At 72.7% G+C, this 17,946-nt stretch carries 17 protein-coding genes, 1 tRNA gene and 1 riboswitch; of the genes, 5 read left to right on the top strand and 13 right to left on the bottom strand.

The features are described from left to right. Nucleotides 1-480 precede the first annotated feature (480 nt). A tRNA-Leu gene (locus tag H300_RS0109790) sits at nucleotides 481-563 on the top strand. Here H300_RS0109790 and H300_RS29200 read toward each other — a convergent pair. Continuing rightward, a complete protein-coding gene (locus H300_RS29200; RefSeq protein WP_486583679.1) occupies nucleotides 527-1,411 on the bottom strand; it encodes a MerR family transcriptional regulator in 885 nt (294 codons plus the stop codon). The genes H300_RS0109790 and H300_RS29200 overlap by 37 nt on opposite strands. 64 nt (nucleotides 1,412-1,475) lie before the next feature. Between H300_RS29200 and H300_RS0109785 the strand changes: the two genes are divergently transcribed. After that, nucleotides 1,476-1,955, top strand: coding sequence for a DUF6194 family protein (locus H300_RS0109785; protein WP_028427291.1), 480 nt, complete (start codon nucleotides 1,476-1,478; stop codon nucleotides 1,953-1,955). Between the two features lie 95 nt (nucleotides 1,956-2,050). Here H300_RS0109785 and H300_RS0109780 read toward each other — a convergent pair whose 3' ends face one another. Both H300_RS0109780 and H300_RS26010 read right to left on the bottom strand, forming a co-directional pair. Continuing rightward, nucleotides 2,051-3,406 carry an SAM-dependent methyltransferase gene (locus H300_RS0109780; RefSeq protein ID WP_037979801.1) on the bottom strand — a complete coding sequence of 452 codons (1,356 nt, stop codon included), beginning with the start codon at nucleotides 3,404-3,406 and terminating at the stop codon, nucleotides 2,051-2,053. A 321-nt stretch (nucleotides 3,407-3,727) separates the two neighbouring features. Continuing rightward, on the bottom strand, nucleotides 3,728-5,158 hold the full coding sequence (locus tag H300_RS26010) for an NAD(P)/FAD-dependent oxidoreductase (RefSeq protein WP_051269847.1): 1,431 nt from the start codon (nucleotides 5,156-5,158) through the stop codon (nucleotides 3,728-3,730). Between the two features lie 519 nt (nucleotides 5,159-5,677). On the opposite strand from H300_RS26010, the gene H300_RS0109770 reads away from it, so the two are divergent. Beyond that, entirely contained in the window at nucleotides 5,678-5,950 is a 273-nt protein-coding gene (locus tag H300_RS0109770; protein WP_028427289.1) for a type II toxin-antitoxin system Phd/YefM family antitoxin, read from the top strand. After that, complete coding sequence (locus H300_RS0109765) at nucleotides 5,947-6,216, top strand: type II toxin-antitoxin system RelE family toxin (RefSeq protein ID WP_028427288.1); 270 nt, start codon at nucleotides 5,947-5,949, stop codon at nucleotides 6,214-6,216. Before H300_RS0109770 ends, H300_RS0109765 begins: the two co-directional genes overlap by 4 nt. Before the next feature lie 14 nt (nucleotides 6,217-6,230). Here the strand turns inward: H300_RS0109765 and H300_RS0109760 are convergent, their stop codons facing one another. The 10 genes from H300_RS0109760 to H300_RS0109715 form a co-directional block, all read right to left on the bottom strand. Then, the gene (locus tag H300_RS0109760; protein WP_028427287.1) at nucleotides 6,231-7,229 is read right to left on the bottom strand and encodes a Ppx/GppA phosphatase family protein; all 999 of its coding nucleotides are present in this window, start codon (nucleotides 7,227-7,229) and stop codon (nucleotides 6,231-6,233) included. Beyond that, nucleotides 7,226-7,867, bottom strand: a complete 642-nt coding sequence (locus H300_RS26005; RefSeq protein WP_078515852.1) for a DUF501 domain-containing protein — start codon at nucleotides 7,865-7,867, stop codon at nucleotides 7,226-7,228. The genes H300_RS0109760 and H300_RS26005 overlap by 4 nt, the downstream gene beginning before the upstream one ends. 54 nt (nucleotides 7,868-7,921) lie before the next feature. Continuing rightward, nucleotides 7,922-8,398 carry a septum formation initiator family protein gene (locus tag H300_RS0109750; RefSeq protein WP_028427286.1) on the bottom strand — a complete coding sequence of 159 codons (477 nt, stop codon included), beginning with the start codon at nucleotides 8,396-8,398 and terminating at the stop codon, nucleotides 7,922-7,924. Between the two features lie 173 nt (nucleotides 8,399-8,571). Beyond that, nucleotides 8,572-9,852, bottom strand: a complete 1,281-nt coding sequence (gene eno / locus H300_RS0109745) for a phosphopyruvate hydratase (RefSeq protein WP_028427285.1) — start codon at nucleotides 9,850-9,852, stop codon at nucleotides 8,572-8,574. Between the two features lie 250 nt (nucleotides 9,853-10,102). Next, a complete protein-coding gene (locus H300_RS0109740) occupies nucleotides 10,103-10,759 on the bottom strand; it encodes a transglycosylase family protein (protein ID WP_028427284.1) in 657 nt (218 codons plus the stop codon). A 6-nt stretch (nucleotides 10,760-10,765) separates the two neighbouring features. Beyond that, nucleotides 10,766-10,910: riboswitch (cyclic di-AMP (ydaO/yuaA leader) on the bottom strand. An 865-nt stretch (nucleotides 10,911-11,775) separates the two neighbouring features. Then, the gene (locus H300_RS0109735; protein ID WP_486583678.1) at nucleotides 11,776-12,669 is read right to left on the bottom strand and encodes a transglycosylase family protein; all 894 of its coding nucleotides are present in this window, start codon (nucleotides 12,667-12,669) and stop codon (nucleotides 11,776-11,778) included. Between the two features lie 181 nt (nucleotides 12,670-12,850). Continuing rightward, nucleotides 12,851-14,080: a cytochrome P450 gene (locus tag H300_RS26000; protein WP_051269878.1), complete on the bottom strand. Its 1,230-nt coding sequence runs from the start codon at nucleotides 14,078-14,080 to the stop codon at nucleotides 12,851-12,853. Between the two features lie 189 nt (nucleotides 14,081-14,269). Beyond that, nucleotides 14,270-14,608, bottom strand: coding sequence for a DUF6479 family protein (locus H300_RS0109725; protein ID WP_028427282.1), 339 nt, complete (start codon nucleotides 14,606-14,608; stop codon nucleotides 14,270-14,272). Nucleotides 14,609-14,778: 170 nt separating this feature from the next. Then, nucleotides 14,779-15,759, bottom strand: a complete 981-nt coding sequence (locus H300_RS0109720; RefSeq protein WP_051269844.1) for a nucleoside triphosphate pyrophosphohydrolase — start codon at nucleotides 15,757-15,759, stop codon at nucleotides 14,779-14,781. A gap of 71 nt (nucleotides 15,760-15,830) precedes the next feature. Continuing rightward, the gene (locus tag H300_RS0109715) at nucleotides 15,831-16,481 is read right to left on the bottom strand and encodes a SurA N-terminal domain-containing protein (protein ID WP_028427280.1); all 651 of its coding nucleotides are present in this window, start codon (nucleotides 16,479-16,481) and stop codon (nucleotides 15,831-15,833) included. A 249-nt stretch (nucleotides 16,482-16,730) separates the two neighbouring features. Between H300_RS0109715 and H300_RS25995 the strand changes: the two genes are divergently transcribed. After that, a complete protein-coding gene (locus H300_RS25995; RefSeq protein ID WP_486583677.1) occupies nucleotides 16,731-17,888 on the top strand; it encodes an acyltransferase in 1,158 nt (385 codons plus the stop codon). Nucleotides 17,889-17,946: the final 58 nt, after the last annotated feature.

The raw sequence follows: 17,946 nt of genomic DNA, 5'->3' as shown, positions 1-17,946 counted from the left end.
ACGTCCATCGTCCCCGCGCGATCGGCCCGGCGAGTCAACCTCTGCTCCGGTCTTGGTGCACCCCTGCGGGGTACGCCCGCCCCGGCGGTGTCCTACCTGCGGATGACCCCTCCCCCGAGACGCCCCGAGGCCGAACGCGGCACGCCCCCGCAGGCCCACGGACGGCGGATGCCCGGGACGCGAGACGGGCCGCCGGGCCGCCGGATTCCGACCCCGGCGGCCGGGGCAGGCGTCCGGCGGCCCCGGCCCGGACGCCCGCGAAGCCAACGGCGGAAGGGCGAGTTTGCGACATTTCCACGGCGGGAGATCGGCCGATCCGGCGCCACCGAGCGGGACCCGGCGCCTGATGGCGCATCAGCTCTCCCTCAAAACAAGACAACATCGCCTCCCTGCCCCGTTGTTACCAGGGCCTGGGCGGATAAGCTCGTGACGCACCCTGGGATGGGCCGCCGTCGGCACCGCGCGGCCCGTGGAGCCGGTGCCCGGATGGTGGAATGCAGACACGGCGAGCTTAAACCTCGTTGGCCTACGTGGCCGTGCCGGTTCGAGTCCGGCTCCGGGCACTCCAGGCTCCGCCTGGAGTGACCTGCACAGACTGCTCGTTCCTCGCCGACGCCGCGGCACCGCCCACCTCTCCCGGCCCTTGGGCACCCTCGCTGTCCGGGGGAGCCTCCGGGGCGCCGCCGGCCCCCTGACCGGCCAGAACGACGTGGGACAGATCTGTCCCCGCTCGGAGCAGCGCCACCGTCCGTGCAGCGATGTCCTCCAGTTGACGCTGCAGGATACGGCGGGGAGTTTCCGGCCCTTCGGGCCGGTACAGGGAGCCCAAGATCTCGCGCACGGCGGGAATGCCGTGGCCACTGCTGCGGAGAGCGGCGACGATCCGGGCCCCCCGAATCGCTGCGACACCGTAGCGCCGCGCGCGCAGGGACGTCACGCGCTCGGGGAGGACGAGCCCCTCCGCCTCCCAGAACCGCAGGGTCGAGGGGCGCACGCCGAGCGCTGCGGCGAGCTCCGTGATCGTCATCGCGTCGCTCTCGTGCGTGCTATCGGGCGCGTCCGCCTCGGCTCGGATCGCGTCCAGCGCCGACTGCGCGCGGAGCGCCTCCTCCCGCTCCCGCGCGAGCCGCACGTGCGCCGCGCTGACCGCCTCCGCTGCCTCCGTGAGCGTCGCGGTGCCCAGCGCCGCGAGCATCTGCCGGGCAGCGACGGGGCCGAGGGCACTTGCGAGTCCTCGGTAGGCACGGAGCGCGTGCACGTGAACCGTCGTGTAGGTGCGGTAGCCGTTGCTCGATCGTACCGCCGGCGGGAGAACACCGCGTTTTTCCAGGTCGCGTACCAGTTGCACCGAGTACCCGGTCTCCAGGGCGACATCGGCGGTGCGGAGCGTTGCCCGCCGCGGAACGTCCACCGTCTCTCCTTCTTCTCGGCCCAACCCCACACAAGCACATGAAGGTGATGCTCGAACCATGAGTATGGAACAGATCATCGCGACCGTGCGCGACTTCGACGGCGCACTCGTGTGCCTCCCGGAACCGGGAGGCGAATCTCCCGAGGTCTCCTGGGGCGACGCCTTCTTCTACTACGCTCCCGACGGGGAGATACCACGGAACGTCCAGCCCTTCGGGACCATCATCAGCAGGAACCAATCCGGCGACGAGGGGTCCGGCCTCGACTCCCCGGGCCGCTGGCGGGTGAACGTCCACGTGGACCGGTCGACCTTCCGCGAGCTGACCGGGGAAGAACCGCGCCGCCTCGGCCGTACCCACGACCACGCGGCCACGGACACAGTGATGCCGCACCCGGTGTACGGCGCGCTCGGCTGGATCTGCGTCGTCAATCCCGGCGCGAGGACGCGGGAGACGGTGGTGCGGCTGCTGCGCGAGGCCCACGGGGCCGCACGCTCCCGACTTGAGCGCCGCCGCGAGGCAGGAGGTCTCCCGGAGCAGGGCTGATCGCGCTCGTGCCCGCGCTTCGGGAAGGCGCGGACGCACTCCGCGTACGGCCGGGAGGGCACTCCCGGCCGGACGCGGAGCGGCGCGGTGCGGGACTACCGGCGCCAGTCGCGCGAGCGGAGGGGGAGGCCGGAGGCCCCGGAGTCCGGGGTGCGGACGGCCAGGATCTGGTTGACGCCGATCCGGTTCCGTTCGAAGGAGAGCGCGGAGGCGGCCATGTACAGCAGCCACACCCGCACCCGGCCGGGAGTGGTCAGGCGCACCGCGCCGAGGCTGTCGGGGGTCGCGGGGCGGGCGAGCGCCGCTTCCAGGTTGGCGACCCAGCACCGCAGGGTGAGGGCGTAGTGCTCGCGGATGGCCTCCGTGTCGCGCACCTCGAAACCGGCCTCCTCCAGTTGGGCGACGGTGCGTCCGACGGGGGCGAGCTCACCGTCCGGGAAGACGTAGGCGTCGATGAAGTCGTTCAGGCGGTAGTCGTCCTCGTCGGACGGCTCGGGGCGCCGGGCGATCTGGTGGTTGAGCAGCCGTCCCCCGGGGCGCAGCAGACCGGCCAACCGCTCGGCGTAGCGGCGGTACTGGCCGGAGCCGACGTGCTCGGCCATGCCGACCGAGGCGATGGCGTCGTACGGGCCGTCGGCCGTCTCGCGGTAGTCCTGCACCCGGATGTCGATCCGGTCGGTGAGGCCCGCTTCGGCGACCCGCTTGCGGGCGTAGGCGGCCTGTTCGGCGGAGAGGGTGATGCCCACCACCCGGACGCCGTACTCCCGGGCGGCGTGCAGGGCCAGGGAGCCCCAGCCGCAGCCGACGTCCAGCAGGCACTCGCCGGGGGCGAGTGCGAGCTTGCGGCAGATCAGGTCGAGCTTGTCCCGCTGGGCGTCCTCCAGGGTGCCGCTTCCGTCGGCGTCCCAGTAGGCGCAGGAGTACACCATGGACGGGCCGAGCACCTGCTCGTAGAAGGAGTTGCCGACGTCGTAGTGGTACCGGATCGCGCGACGGTCGCGGAGGTGGGTGTGCAGACGCCCGCGTCTGCCGCGCACCTCCTCCGGGGGCGGCGGCGGGGGCGGCAGCGGCCCGGCGAGAGAGAGGAGTTCCCGGCCGGCGGCGAGTCGGCAGCGCAGGGCTGCGGCGCGCGAGGGCGTGTCCGCGTCGGAGGCGGGCCGGGGAGCGCCGGGGTTTCCCCTACCGGAGCGGGCGGCGGACGCGGCGGGCTCGTGGAGCTGCCAGAAGAGGCCGGTGACCCGGTCCAGCGCTTCGTAGAGGTCGCCCTCCAGATCGAGGTCGCCGGCCACCCAGGCTCTGGCGAGCCCCAGTTCGCCCGGTCGCCACAGCGCCCGGCGCAGGGCCCGCCGGTTGCGGACCACCAGCACCGGGGCGTCCGGGGGCCCGGCCTCGCTGCCGTCCCAGGCGCGTACGCGCAGCGGGAGCGGGGCGCCGAACGCGTCCTCGGCCATCGTCAGCAGACGGTCCGCGGCGGGCGGGCGGCCGCCTGCGGGGAACCGGGCGGCCGCCGGAGGCGGCTCCGCCGCGGGTGAAGGGTCGGTTGCTGGGGTCATGGACGCGCCTCCGTGCCGTGGGAGCGTAAGTGACTGCACTCGACAAGTCACCAACATTCCTACCGTTCCCGGTCTTCCCTCACCCGCAGAACCCCTCCGGGACATGCCGAAGGGGCGTGAACCCCACGGATGGCTCACGCCCCTTCGGCGTTGTCGCGGTCGGCCGCCCGGGCCGACGACGCCGGCGCCCTCGCCCGGGAGGTGCGCCCGGACGGCGGGTCAGGAAGCCTTGGCCCCGCTTCCGGCCTCGGCCCGGGGCCGGGAGCCGGCACCCGCGCCGACCCCGGCGGGCTGCTTGGCGGCCTCGGGCTTCGGCACCGGCTTTGCGGCCTCGTAGAACTCCTCGCGGGGGTTCTGCATCGCGCCGAGGGAGACCACCTCGCGCTTGAGGAACATCCCGAGCGTCCAGTCGGCGAAGACCCGGATCTTGCGGTTCCAGGTCGGCACGGCCATGCCGTGGTACGCGCGGTGCATGTACCAGGCGAGCCGGCCCTTGAGCTTGATCTTCGTCTTGCCCAGGACGATCATCGCGACGCCCTTGTGCAGGCCGAGCCCAGCGACCGCGCCCTTGTTGGCGTGCTTGTAGTCGCTCTGCGGGAAGCCGCGCATCCCGGAGATCACGTTGTCACCGAGCGCCTTGGCCTGGCGCAGGGCGTGCTGGGCGTTCGGCGGGCACCAGGCGTTCTCGTTGCCCGCGTTGCGGCCGACGAGGTCGGGCACCTGGGCGTTGTCGCCGGCGGCCCAGACGTAGTCGGTGCCCCTGACCTGGAGGCTGGGCTCGACGTCCACGTGGCCGCGCGGGCCGAGCGGCAGGCCGAACTTCGCCAGCGCCGGGTTCGGCTTCACGCCGGCCGTCCACACGATGGTGCTGGAGTCGACCTCAAGGCCGTTCTTCAACACCACGTGACCGTCCGTGCAGGAGTTCACGGAGGTCTCCAGGTAGACCTCGACGCCGCGCTTCTGCAGGTGCTCCAGGCCCCACTTGCCGAGCTGCGGACCGACCTCGGGGAGGATCTTGTCGGCCGCGTCCACCAGGACGAAGCGCATGTCCTCGCGCCTGATCGACTGGTAGTACGTGCAGGCGTCCCGCGCCAGGTCCTCGATCTCACCGATGGTCTCCGCGCCGGCGAAGCCGCCGCCGACGAAGACGAAGGTCAGCGCCTTGCGGCGGACCTCCTCGTCGGTGGTCGAGTCGGCCTTGTCGAGCTGCTCCAGGACGTGGTTGCGCAAACCGATGGCCTCCTCCACGCCCTTCATGCCGATGCCCTGCTCGGCCAGGCCGGGGATCGGGAAGGTGCGGGAGACCGCACCAAGGGCGATCACCAGGTAGTCGAAGGGCAGCTCGTACGACTCGCCGACCAGAGGCGTGATCGAGGCGACCCTGCGGTCCTGGTCGATGGTCGAGACGCGGCCGGTGAGGACCTCCGCCTTGGGCAGCACACGGCGCAGCGGGACGACGACGTGGCGAGGCGAGATGGAACCAGCGGCGGCTTCGGGGAGGAAGGGCTGGTACGTCATGTACGAGCGGGGGTCGACGACGGTCACCGTCGCCTCGCCGTAGCGCATCTTCTTCTGGATGCGGCGCGCTGCATACAGGCCGACGTACCCGCCACCCACTACGAGGATTCGAGGACGCTCCGTGGTGCTCATGCCATCGAGTATCCACCCCTGCGGAGGGGGTCGCTCGTGAGCCCCTTCACAAGCATCGCCCCCACCTCTGCTACACTCCCCCGCCACAATCGCCCCATCCCGCCGCACGAGCGACGCTCCGGGGACCACCGGCCCCCTCCTTTCGTTGAGGCACCCGCTGTGAGCTGCGCGATTGATCCCGACCTGACCGGACCGCGCCCAAAATCCCCGCCGACGCGATCCAGGCGTCCCGGCGCCCGCGAGCGCTCTCCCGGCCACGAGAAGCCGATCGCCCAAGAAATCGCGCCCCACCGGGGGCTTCTTCTTGTGAAGAACTTCACGAAGTTTTCTCCCGCCCCTCGCCGGAACGGCCCGTCGTCCCGTGCCGAGCACAGGAACCGGGCCCGGCACACGCGGATCGGCGACCCCTCCTCCTGCCGCGCGCCGAGCGCCGCGGGGAAGACGTTCCCGTCCAGGAGGACTCCCGGGGCGAGACCCCGGCGGCTGTGCCGTGTACACGAAATTGCGTACACTGACCCCATGACCGAGAACACCGTGACCGTCAGGGACGCCCGCGCGCACCTCGCGGAACACATCAACCAGGCCGAGGAAGGCACTCCGACCGTCATCACGCGCAACGGTGCCCCGGTTGCCGCAGTCGTGCCGATCACCGACTTCGAAGCACTGGAAGACGCGGCCGACGTGATGCTGGCCCGCGAAGCGGAGGCAGTACTGGCCGACGGCGAGCCCACCGTTTCGATGGCCGAGCTGCTGGCTGACCTGTTCAGCGAGCGCGGTGAAGGCGCCGCGTGAAATACGCGTTCCGGTTCACCGCAGCAGCACAGCGGCAGATCAGGGCCATCAGCCGGCCCGAAGCCATGCACATCCTGACCGCACTGACCGCGCTCGGCGACGATCCGTACCGCGAGGACGCCGACATCAAGAAGCTCACCGGCGCCTCGGCCCTCTACCGGCTCCGAGTCGGCAACCACAGGGTCGCGTACCGGATCGACGACGGTGAACTCCTCGTCCTCGTCGTCAAGGTGGGCGACCGGCGGGACGTCTACCGCAACCTGTAGCGGCGGCCCCCCTCCTAGCGCGCGTCGAGTGCCGTGTGGAAGGCGATCCCGTCCAGGATGTCGTGTTCGCTGGCCATGACCTCGCGGGCGCCGGTGCGCTCCATCACGGCGCGGAGGATCAGGGCCCCGGAGGCGATCACGTCGATCCGGCCCGGGTGCATGACCGGGACGGCCGCGCGCTCGGCGTGGGTGGAGCGCAGCAGCCGGTCGCTGATCCGCTGGACCTCCGCCAGGGAGACGGTGGTGTGGTGGATGGCGGCCGGGTCGTAGGTGGGCAGGTCGAGCGCCATGGCCGCGACCGTGGTCACCGAACCGGCCAGGCCGACCAGGGTGCGCGCCCGGTCCAGCGGCACCGTCTCGGCGGCGAGGTCGAGCGCGGCCTCGATGTCACCACGCAGGGCGGCGATCGCCTCCTCCCCCGGCGGGTCGGCGACCTCGCCGTCCCGGACGAGGTGGCGTTCGGTGAGCCGGACACAGCCGATGTCGATGCTGCGGGCGGCGGCCACCGTGGTGGGCCCCTCGCCCCCCGGGCCGGAGCCGAGGACGAGTTCGGTGCTGCCCCCGCCGATGTCCACCACGAGGCAGGGAGCGGGCAGATCGGAGCCGGCCAGTTCCCTGGTGGCGCCGGTGAAGGAGAACTGCGCCTCCGTGTCGCCGGTGACGACCTCGGGTTCGGTGCCGAGGATCTCCCGGACGCCGCTGACGAAGTCCGCCCGGTTCTCGGCGTCGCGCGAGGCGGAGGTGGCGACGAAGCGCACCCGTTCCGCCCCCAGTTCGCGGATCACCCCCGCGTACTCCCGGCACGCGGCGAAGGTGCGCTCCAGTGCCTCCGGGGCGAGGCGCCCGGTGCGGTCCACGCCCTGGCCCAGCCGGACGATCCGCATCCGCCGGTCGAGCTCCTCGAACCGGCCGGTCGCCGGCGTGATGTCGGCGACCAGCAGCCGGATGGAGTTGGTGCCGCAGTCCACTGCGGCGACCCTGGTCGTCCCGGCCGGTGACGGTCCGGTGCTCATGCGCGCTCCTCCGAGTGCTGTGAGGTCTGCGGGGCACGCGTCCGCGTGCCGTGGTGTGCCGGGTCGGGGGCCTCCCCGCCCGCCGGCGCGGGCGGCGCGTCCTGCGAGGGGACATCCGGCTGCTGACCGGCCGTCACGCACGGGCCCTTGCACCACCACTCGGGCAGCATGGCGAGTGCCTCGTCACCGAGCGGGTTGACGCCCGGCCCGGCCGCCAGCGAGTGGGCGACCAGGACGTGCAGGCACTTGACCCGGTCGGGCATCCCGCCGGCGCTGGGGAAACCGGCCAGCTCCTCGATGGCATCCCGGCGTGTCAGGTAGTCGCGGTGCGCGTCCCGGTAGGCGGCGGCCAGCTCCTCGTCCACGGCGAGCCGGGCCGTCATCTCCTTCATGACGCCGTCCGCCTCCAGGGTGCCGATCGCGGAGGCGGCACGCGGGCAGGTGAGGTAGTAGGTGGTCGGGAAGGGCGTGCCGTCCTCCAGCCGCGGCGCGGTCTCCACGACGTCCGGCCGGCCGCAGGGGCAGCGGTGCGCGATCGCGCGCAGGCCGCGCGGCGGGCGGCCGAGCTGCTCCCGGAAGGCCGCGACGTCCTCGTCGGTCGGCGGGGTGGGGTCGGTGGCAGGCGGCGGGGTGTCCATCGTCGGGCTCGACTCTTCGCTCTCTCGTCACGGTTCGCCGGACGGCGGGTGCCGTCAGCGGGGGCGGTCGGCGGTGTCCACGCCGTCCCAGAAGTTGAGGTACCAGGCGCGGTCGGCGGCCCGCCGGTCGGTGGGGCGGCGCGGGTCGGCGCTGCCGTCCTCCATGATGAAGCCGATCTCACCGGGGCGGAGGTAGTGCAGGCGCCGACGGGCCTGCTGCTCGACGTAGGCCGGGTCCTGCCAGCGGACCTTCTCGTCCCGCAGTTCCTCGACCGACTCCTTCGCCTCGGTGGCCGCGCGGCGCTGCTCGGCGATGTCCGAGCGCTGCGACACGTACTGCCGCATCGGATAGGCGAGCGCCACCACCAGCGAGCACACCACCAGGGCGAGCAGCGCGGCCCGGCCGGTGAGCCGGCTGCGGCGCGGAGCGCGCAACCGGTTGCTCTGCGCCCGGTAGACCCGGGCTGCGGCTTCCTCACCGAGCGCCCTGAGTCTGGTCGCGGTGCTGAACCGTTCCCGGTCCGCGGCCACATCGCCTCCCGAAGTCCGTCCGTTGCCGCCACGTCACACGTCCCGGCTCACGGTACGGGACCGTGGGCCGGGACGGCGGGCGACGGGCGGTCGGACCGCCGCGTCGACCGGTTCGCCGCACCCCCGGGGAGGGGCAAGCGCGGCGACCGGACGGGGCGGGCGGTTCGGGGCGGTCAGTCCTTGTAGCGCGGGAAGGCGCTGCGGCCGGCGTAGACGGCGGCGTCGTCGAGGATCTCCTCGATGCGCAGCAGCTGGTTGTACTTGGCGACGCGCTCCGAGCGGGCCGGGGCGCCGGTCTTGATCTGACCGCAGTTGGTCGCGACGGCGAGGTCGGCGATGGTGACGTCCTCGGTCTCGCCGGACCGGTGGGACATCATGCACTTGAAACCGTTGCGCTGGGCGAGCTCGACGGCGTCCAGGGCCTCGGTCAGCGAACCGATCTGGTTCACCTTCACCAGCAGCGCGTTGGCGGACTGCTCGTCGATGCCGCGCTGGAGCCGTTCCGGGTTGGTGACGAACAGGTCGTCGCCGACCAGCTGGACCTTGTCGCCGAGACGCGAGGTGATGGTCTTCCAGCCGTCCCAGTCGTCCTCGTACAGCGGGTCCTCGATGGAGACCAGCGGGTATGCCGCGACCAGCTCGGCATAGTAGTCGGTCATCTGCTCGGCGGTGCGCGTCTGCCCCTCGAACGCGTAGGAGCCGTCCTTGTAGAACTCGGAGGCGGCGGCGTCCAGGGCCAGGGCGATGTCCCGGCCGGGAGTGTAGCCGGCCTTCTGGATCGCTTCCAGGATCAGGTCGAGCGCCTCGCGGTTGGAGCCGAGGTTCGGGGCGAAGCCGCCCTCGTCGCCCAGTCCGGTGGCCAGGCCGCGCTCCTTGAGGACGCCCTTGAGCGCGTGGTACGTCTCGGTGCCCCAGCGCAGCGCCTCCGAGAAGGACTCCGCGCCGATCGGAGCGATCATGAACTCCTGGATGTCCACGTTCGAGTCGGCGTGCGAGCCGCCGTTCACAATGTTCATCATCGGCACCGGCAGCAGGTGCGCGTTGGGGCCCCCGAGGTAGCGGAAGAGCGGCAGGTCGGAGGCCTCGGAAGCGGCGTGCGCCACGGCCAGCGAGACGCCGAGGATCGCGTTGGCGCCGAGCGAGGACTTGTCCGCGGTGGCGTCCAGGTCGAACATCGCCTGGTCGATCAGCCGCTGCTCGGTGGCGTCGTAGCCGACCAGCTCGGGGCCGATCTGCTCGATGACGGCGAGGACGGCTTTCTCGACGCCCTTGCCGCCGTAGCGGCCCTTGTCACCGTCGCGGAGTTCGAGGGCCTCGAACGCACCGGTGGAGGCACCGGACGGAACAGCGGCACGACCGGTGCTGCTGTCGTCGAGGCCGACCTCGACCTCGACCGTGGGGTTGCCTCGCGAGTCGAGGATCTCGCGGGCTACGACGACGTCGATGGACGGCACGAGGTTCTCCTTCGTGTGTGTCTGGTTCCTGACCCGTGAGCCTAACGGTCTCCCCGCCCCCGCGGGGTCCCCGGTCCGTGTCGTGGACCGGAACGCCGGGTGAAGCCGCAGCTCAGCGAGGATTCGCCGGCGGGGAAGTTTTGTTCCGGTGATGAAGAAAGACCCGGCCCGAGCGGATCGTGCGATCCGTCGGGCCGGGTCCTTCGTACACCGTCTCAGCGGTCCCGGCAGGTCACCGGGCCGGTGGGACTCAGAGGTTCAGGAGCTGACCGGGGAAGATCAGGTTGGGGTCGCCGCCGATGACCGACTTGTTCTCGGTGTAGACCTGCTTCCAGCTGCTTCCGTTAGCCGCGGCGATCGAGCCGAGCGTGTCGCCGGACTTCACGGTGTAGTCACCGGAGCCCTGCGAGCGGGACGGGCGCTCGGGCTGGGCCTCGCGCTCCTGCGGGGCCGCCTGCTGCTCGGACTGGGCCGGCTGCTCGGCGGTCTGCTCCGGGGCGCTGCCACCGGTGTCGACCTGGGCGTCCGCTCCGCCGGAGGTCAGGTTGCCGGCTCCGGCACAGGCCCAGGCACCCGGGCCCTGCATGTCGAGCAGCCGCTCGGCGGTGGCGATCTGCTGACCCTTGCTGGCCAGGTCCGCACGGGGAGCGTAGCTGGTGCCGCCGGCCGCCGCCCAGCTGGACTGGGAGAACTGCAGGCCGCCGTAGTAGCCGTTGCCGGTGTTGATCGACCAGTCGCCGCCGGACTCGCACTGCGCGACCGCGTCCCAGGTGTCGACCGAGGCGGCCTGGGCACCGGTGGCGCCGACCAGCGGGAGGGCGACGAGTGCACCGGCGGAGGCTGCCAGGGTGACCGCGCGGGCGGTCCTGGACGAGGAGCTGTGACGACCCTTGGTGGAGAACAGCATGCTGTGTTTCTTCCTCACCGACGCCTACGAGGTGAGCTGTCGGGTTCGGGACGTGAGTGGCCCGGTCCGGCACACGTGCCGGACTTCACCCCAAGCCGCCTGAGCGGCGCTTACCTGGTTCCCCCGCTCCTGCCAACGGCGCTGTACGCGACGGTTTCCCGGCGACCGCCGGCAGGATTCGGCGTGACGGTCATCGAGGTCCGCAGTAGCGAACGAGCACGACCGTAAACACAGCACCCCTAAGCGATCAAACATCCTCGATAGCGATCAATACCGTCGATTTGACTGATGAAATGCAAATCGTCGCAGGTCGGGCGGCACCTACCCTGCTCCATTGCAGGGACACGGCGGTCACGGCGGGAGATCAGGCTCACATTTCCGCAAACCGGACATCCGTGCCGGTCAGGAAGCGGGTTGAGCCGGACGTGGCGGCGTGTCGAAGTGCGTTGTGGCTGCGTACAGCGCGGGCGCGTCGCCCCCCCGCCCCTCCGCCGGGTGCCGCCCGGCCCCGGGCGGGAGCCCAGGGTCCGCACGGGTCCCACGGCGGTCGCCGCGGACCCGCCCGTCCCCCGATCGAACGGGGCCGGAGCCGGGCAACCGGCCCGGAACGTGCCGCGGATCACCCGTTCGGAGCCCCGGGCGCCGCCCGCTCGCGAGGCCCCCGCGCACGGTGGTCCGCGGCGCAGGGCTGCGGGACGGACCGGGTACGGCCGGCGGCGGGGCGGGGCGGGGCGGACCGGGCGTGGGCCACGGGACCGCCGGGGGAAGAGACCGGGGCCAGGGCACCGGGACCGGCGGGATGCCACCGGGGGGCCATGCGTCCCGCGCGGAGGGCGCCACAGGGGCGCGGCGTCGAGGGGCCGCACGGGCCGGAGAGCGCCGCTCAGGGCCGGGCAGCCCCGCACCCGGGGCGGGGAACGCCATACGCGGCCGCGGGCACGAGGCGGCGGGGCGCGAAGCCGCAGGGCGGCCACGATCGGCGATGCCGGACCGGAGGCCGCCCCCGCAGGGACGGATCAGTCCGTCTGCTGGCCGGCTGCCTCCAGGCCGACCTCCAGGCGCAGCCCGGGGTGGATCAGGTCGGGATCCGAACCGACAACCGCTTGGTTGCCCTCGTAGAGGCCCGTCCAGCCGTCCATCTCGTGGTCCTCGGCGATCCCGGACAGCGAATCGCCCTGCTCGACCTCGTAGTCCTCCGGAGCGAGCTCTTCGCGGTCGGCGTCCCGGCCGGAGCCGCGGTCCGTCTCGTCGCGCTCCTGCACCTGCTCGCCGGGGTCGGGGCTGCCGCGGTGCTTGCCGGTCCCGGTGCCGTCCTCGTCCGCGCTCTCCCCCTGCGCGGAGGCGGAGCCGGTCGGATCCGGCGAGGTCGAGGCCTGGGGCGACTTCCCGTCGCCCGACTCCTCGTCGGCGTTCTCGGACGGCTTCCCCGAGGAGGAGCCGGAGGGGTCGACCGAGGGACTCTCCTGCTCGCTCGTACCTCCGCTGCCGCTCTTCCCGCCGCCCTGGACGCCGTCGCCGCTGCCGGCGTCCTCGTCACCCGAGTCGCCGGAACCGGAGGGCAGCGGCAGATCACCGGGGTCGACGTCCGGCACCGCGCCCAGGTCCTCGTACAGGCCCCCGTTGCCGGCACAGGCGGGCCACGCCTCCGGCCCCTCGGACTGGAGTATCTGCTCGGCGATGGCTATCTGCTGGTTGCGGCTGGCGAGGTCGGGGCGTTCGGCGTAGGCCGTGCCGCCGTACTTCTCCCAGGTGCTCAGCGTGAGTTGGAGTCCGCCGTAGTAGCCGTTCTCGGCGTTGGCGCTCCAGACGCCACCGCTCTCGCACTCCGACACCTGGTCCCAGGTGGCGGTGTCCGCCGCCTGGGCGCCGGAGGCGGCGAGCAGCGGCAACGCGAACCCCGCTCCGGTCACCCCCGCGGTGACGAAAACGGCAGGGGCCTGACGGGGTCGACGGTGTCGGCCTGTCCCGGAAAGCATGCGCGAGCCTCTCGTAGGGCAGCCGGAGGGTGATATCTGCCTGAACTCCGGCCTGGTGACTGACGGCTGAACGTAGCGTCGAACACCCACTCGTCACAAGTCAGTGTCGCGCAGATCACGCAACGATCACGGGGGTGAACTCCACGGGAAGCGTGCGGAGTCCACGCATGATCAGGCCACCGCGCCGACGCAGGTCTGCCGGAACCACCGCAAGTCGGGTGTCCGGAAGGCGGGTCAGCAGGGTCGCGAGGGCAACCCGGCCCTCCAGGCGGGCCAGTGGTGCACCTAGACAGTAGTGGATGCCGTGCCCGTAGCCCAGGTGCTGGTTGTCGGTACGCGTCAGGTCCAGGGTATCGGGGGCGTCGAACTTGGCCGGGTCCCGGTCGGCCGCGGCCAGTACCACCAGGACTGGCTCACCCGTGGCGATCCGGCAACCCCCCAGTTTCATCGGCTCGGTGGCGAACCGCCAGGTGGCCATCTCCACCGGGCCGTCCCAGCGCAGCAGTTCCTCCAGCGCGGTGCCGAGCAGCGCGTCGTCGCCCGCCGCCAGGGCCGACTCCAGGATGGCGCGCTGCTCCGGGTTGCGGAGCAGCGCGAACACGCCGTTGCCGATCAGGTTGACCGTGGTCTCGAATCCGGCGAACAGCAGGATGAACGCCATCGCCGCCACCTCGTTCGCGCTGAGGTGCTCACCGTGGTCGCTGGCCCTGATCAGGCCGGAGATCAGGTCGTCGCCGGGTGCGTTCCGCTTGCGGTCGATCAGCTCGGCCAGGTAGCCGCGCATCTTCTTCACGGCCCGCCCGACACCGCCGCGCGGGCCCGAACCGTGCCGGATCATCATCCCTGCCCAGTCCCGGAAGTCGTCCTGGTCCTCGGCGGGCACCCCGAGCAGGTCGCAGATGGCGTAGATGGGGAGGGGGAAGGCGAACTCGTGGATGAGATCCGCCTCGCCGCGGGCCGCGAAGCCGTCGAGCAACTCGTCGGCCAGTCGCTGCACCCGGGGAGCGAACTCGGCCACCCGGCGTGGGGTGAACGCCTTGGCCACGAGCCGGCGCAACCGGGTGTGGTCCGGCGGGTCGATGTTGAGCAGATGCGTCATCAGGTTGGCGCTGCGCTCCCCGGGGATGCCGACCCTGCCCTTGCCGTGCCCGCCGGCGCTGTGCTGCTGGGGGTTCTTGCTCAGCCGCTGGTCGGCCAGCGCGCGCCGGGCGTCCGCGTACCGGGTGACCAGCCAGGCGTCGACGCCGCTGGGCAGTGTGGTGCGGTGCACCGGCGCGTGCGCGCGCAGCCAGGCGTAGGCGGGGTAGGGGTCGGCGGCGAACTCCCAGTCAAACAGCACCGGCATGCCGTCCGCCGGCGCGGCCGGCACGCCCGACGGATCGCCGTGGGCCGGGCAGCCGGGGGCGGGAGTGGTGGAGCGCGGTGCGTCGGGCGGCGGGCCGGAGGTGGGGGTGGGGGCGTTCACCCTCCGACGCTATCCCCTACCTCCGGAAAGGCCCGCGGCCGGGCGGGCGCTCCGGGGCCGGGCTGCGGATCAGAGCGGTCGGCTGCGCCCGGGGCCGTCCTCCTCGTTCTGAGGCGGGTCCGCCGCCGGGCGAGTACCGGCGGTGCCCTGCCCGTCGAGCTCGTGCGGAAGGCGGCGACGGCCGTCCTGCGGCATCTCGTCGTCCGTCCGGCTGCCGGATTCGTAGCCGGTGGGATGTTCGGGCGGGGTGTCGAGGGGCGGCTTGCTGATGCGCGGGTCGCGGCTGCGCTGCCGGACCCCGTAGCGGACGGCCAGGACCAGGCCGACCACGACCAGCACTCCGATGACGAGCGGGGCGATGCCGACCAGGAAGTCCGGCGCCGCGACGAACTCGGCGTTCTCGTTCATGACCGCCGAGTACCCAGCCCGCGGGGGTTCACCCCCGGAGCCGGGCACCCGCCGGAACGGACCACCGCGGGACCGCGGGGATCGGCCCGCGAGGACCGGCCGGGCGACCCGGCGGGAGCGGACCCGGGACAGGCGGAGCGGCCGCCCGGCACGGGTGGGGCACGGGCCGGTCAGGCGCGCTCCGCGGCCAGCACGGCGTCCCGGAAGGTACGGGCGGCGGCGCGGAGGGCCGTCTCCGGATCGGTGCCGGCGGCTTCGGCGTGGGCGGCCAGCGCCAGCAGGTCGTAGCCGACGCCGTCCCCCTCCGGCAGCGGGACGCCGAGACCCGCCGTGCGGACCCGGCCGGCCAGCTTCGCGGCCAGCGCCAGGGCCGGCTGCCCCAGCGGCACCCCCTCGGTCACGGAGGTGCGCCGCTTCTCCTCCCCCTTGGTGCGCAGCCAGTGCGCCTTCACGTCCTCCGGCGTCTCGGCGGTCTCCTCGCCGAAGACGTGCGGATGGCGGTGGACCAGCTTGGCGACGATGCCGGCAGCCACGTCGTCGACCGAGAACGGCTCGTCCGGGTCCTCCTGTGCGATCCGGGCGTGGAAGACCACCTGAAGCAGCACGTCGCCCAGCTCCTCGCGCAGTTCCGCGCGGTCCCCCGCCTCGATCGCCTCGACCAGCTCGTACGCTTCCTCGATGCCGTACTTCGCCAGATCGCGGTGGGTGCGCTCCCCGCTCCAGGGGCAGTGCGACCGGATACGGTCCATCACCTCGACCAGGTCGAGCAACCGCGCGCCGGGCAGATCGTACGAGCCGGGAAGCAGCTCCAGGTCGGGCATCCGCTCCCGGCCGGAGCCGGCCAGCCGAGCGAGGTCGTCCGTGAGCCGGGGCTCTCCGTCCGCTCCGGCCAGCAGGACGGCGGTGTGCCCGCCCGCGCACCGGTCCACGAGTGCGCGTGCGGTCCACTCCCCCGTGACCACCTCGACCGCGGCCTCCCGCACGTAAGGCAGCTGCGGGTGCCCGGGGTCGGCGCACAGCACCAGGTCGGCGCTGCGGAGCGTGTCCCAGGCGGGGAAGCTGAGCAGTCCGGGGGCGACCCGGTGGGTGGTGGTGAGCAGGACGATGCGGCCGGGCCCGCCGGCCGACTGGGTGTCGATCACCCGTCGAATGTAACGCGCCCGCCCGGGGCCGCCGCGGCCCCGCCCCCCGTCACCACCCGGCGGGGCCGCGGCCCCGCCGGTCAGCCGGCCGCCTGCTGCGGCTCCGGCGCGGACTCCTTCAGCCAGGGCACCTCCGCCTCGGTCAGCGACACCCGTTCGTTGCTCCAGTCGCCGAATCGCGGGCTGATGTCGATGCCCATGCCCTCCGCGGTCTCGACGAACTGCTGGTTCATCACCTCGCCGGCGTCCGGGCTGTTCAGTTCGACGCCCAGCTCCTCGGCGATCTTCAGCACCAGCAGGTCCATGCGCAGCGTGCCGTCGATCTGGTCCGGCGCCACCGCCCGCTCCTGGAGCATCTGGGCACGCAGTCCGGACTCGCCGCCCACCGCCTGCGCCTGCTCGGCGCGGTACTCCTGCACCTCGCGGCGGCTGGCCTCGGCACCGTTCTCCTCGGCCGCCCGCTCCACGACCCTGAGCCTGATCATGTTGTGCAGGGTGTAGCGGGACAGCTCCCCGGTCCGCTGGATGAGCTGGTCGCCCTGCGGGTCCTCGCGCTGGGCGGCCCGTACGGCCTGGGTCTGGGACTGGACCTGTGAGACGCTGATCCGGTCGCCGTCGACGACCGCGGCCGCGCCCGGGTGGGCCTCGTTGCCGCAGCCGGTGAGCAGCGGCGCCCCCGCGAGCAGCGCGGCTGCGGCGGAGACGGAGAGCGCGGTCCTACGGCGGTGCATGGGGCCTCCCGGAGCGGCGGTGGTCGTGCGGCGGCGCAGCGACCTGACGGTGTTCGATCTTAGGCACGGGGACGCGCAGTCTCCACCACTTCGACAGCGCCGGAACCGCGTGCGGTGCCGGCGCTGCCGGCCGCCGGGAACGGGCGGCGCCGCCGGCACGGGCGGATCGCGCCCGATCCGGCGGCGGAAGCGCCGTGGAGTTGGCCCGCCGTTCCCGTTCCGTACACCCGCTTGCCCAAGAGTGTCGCCGTGTCCAACGAAGCCGCCGTGCATGCACCGGGACCGCACCCGGGCCCCAGCGCCGACCGGCCGGAGAGCCGCCCCGCCCGGTCGGAGGCCCGCACCGGGCCGCCTCCCGCACCGGAGACCCGGGAGCCCTCCGCGCCCGCCCGCGAGCATCGTTACGACGTCGACCTGATGCGGTTGATCTGCTCCTGCGCGGTCATGCTCGGCCATGTCGCCGCGACGTTCATCGCCGCGGTGGACCGGCAGGAGTCGGAGGGGCCCGGAGCGTACTGGGTGGGCCACCTCGCCGACTCGGCCAACGAGTTCGCGGTGCCGATGTACTTCGCCATGGCGGGCTGGGCGGTCCTCGTCGGGGCGCCTCCCAGGGACTCCGGGCAGGTCCGCGCCCGGCTGCTGCGCAACGGGATTCCGCTCTTCGTGTGGACGGCCGCGTACCTGGTGTGGGCCTGGCTGCGGGACCGCAACCAGGAACCGATGACGGAACTCGCGGTGGCCGCGGTGTTCGGCTCGGTGCGCCCGGCCTACCACCTGTGGTTCATGTACGCGTACCTGCCGATCATCGCCGTTCTCGCCTTCGCGATGCTGGTCAAGGCCGGACGCCGGCCCTGGGGGCTCGGCGCGGCACTGCTGGCAGTGGCCTGCGGGCCGAGCCTGCTGAGCACCCTCGACGAGGTGACCGGACGGGAGGCGCCGTCCTTCGGCTGGGGCTTCGGCACGTACTCGGTCGTCTACGCGGTGATGGGCGCGCTGCTGTTCGCGATCCCGGCCGGGAAGCTGCCCTTCCGCCGCGGGTGGCTGGTGCCGGTGCTGCTCGCCGCGTACGCGGGCTGCGTCTGGTACAACACCCAGATCCAGTACGTGATCCCCAACGCGCACCTCTTCGTCGCGGCGACGACCGGTTGCCTCCTGCTGCTGGTGTCCCGGGTCCGTATCCCCGAACGGTGGCGGCCGCGGCTGAGCAGGCTGGCCGGCGCCGCGCTCGGCGCCTACCTGGTGCACGTGTTCTTCGTCGAGGAGCTGGTCCGCCGCTTCGCCACGGCGGACCTGAGCGCACCGGCCGCCGCGTTCCGGCTGGTCGCGGCCGTGATCGTGACGGTGCTGCTCTCCTACTCCGCGAGCCTGCTCTGGGGCCGGCTGCGTCTGCGCCGCTGGCTCGGCTGAGCCCGCCCGGCGGGGACAGCCGCAGGCGGGCGGACGCCGGTGGCCTGCGCGGACCCGG

It is taken from the genome of Streptomyces sp. TAA040 (assembly GCF_000424845.1).
The sequence above is the reverse complement of the archived record's forward strand: the minus strand, read 5'-3'. Positions and strand labels throughout refer to the sequence as shown.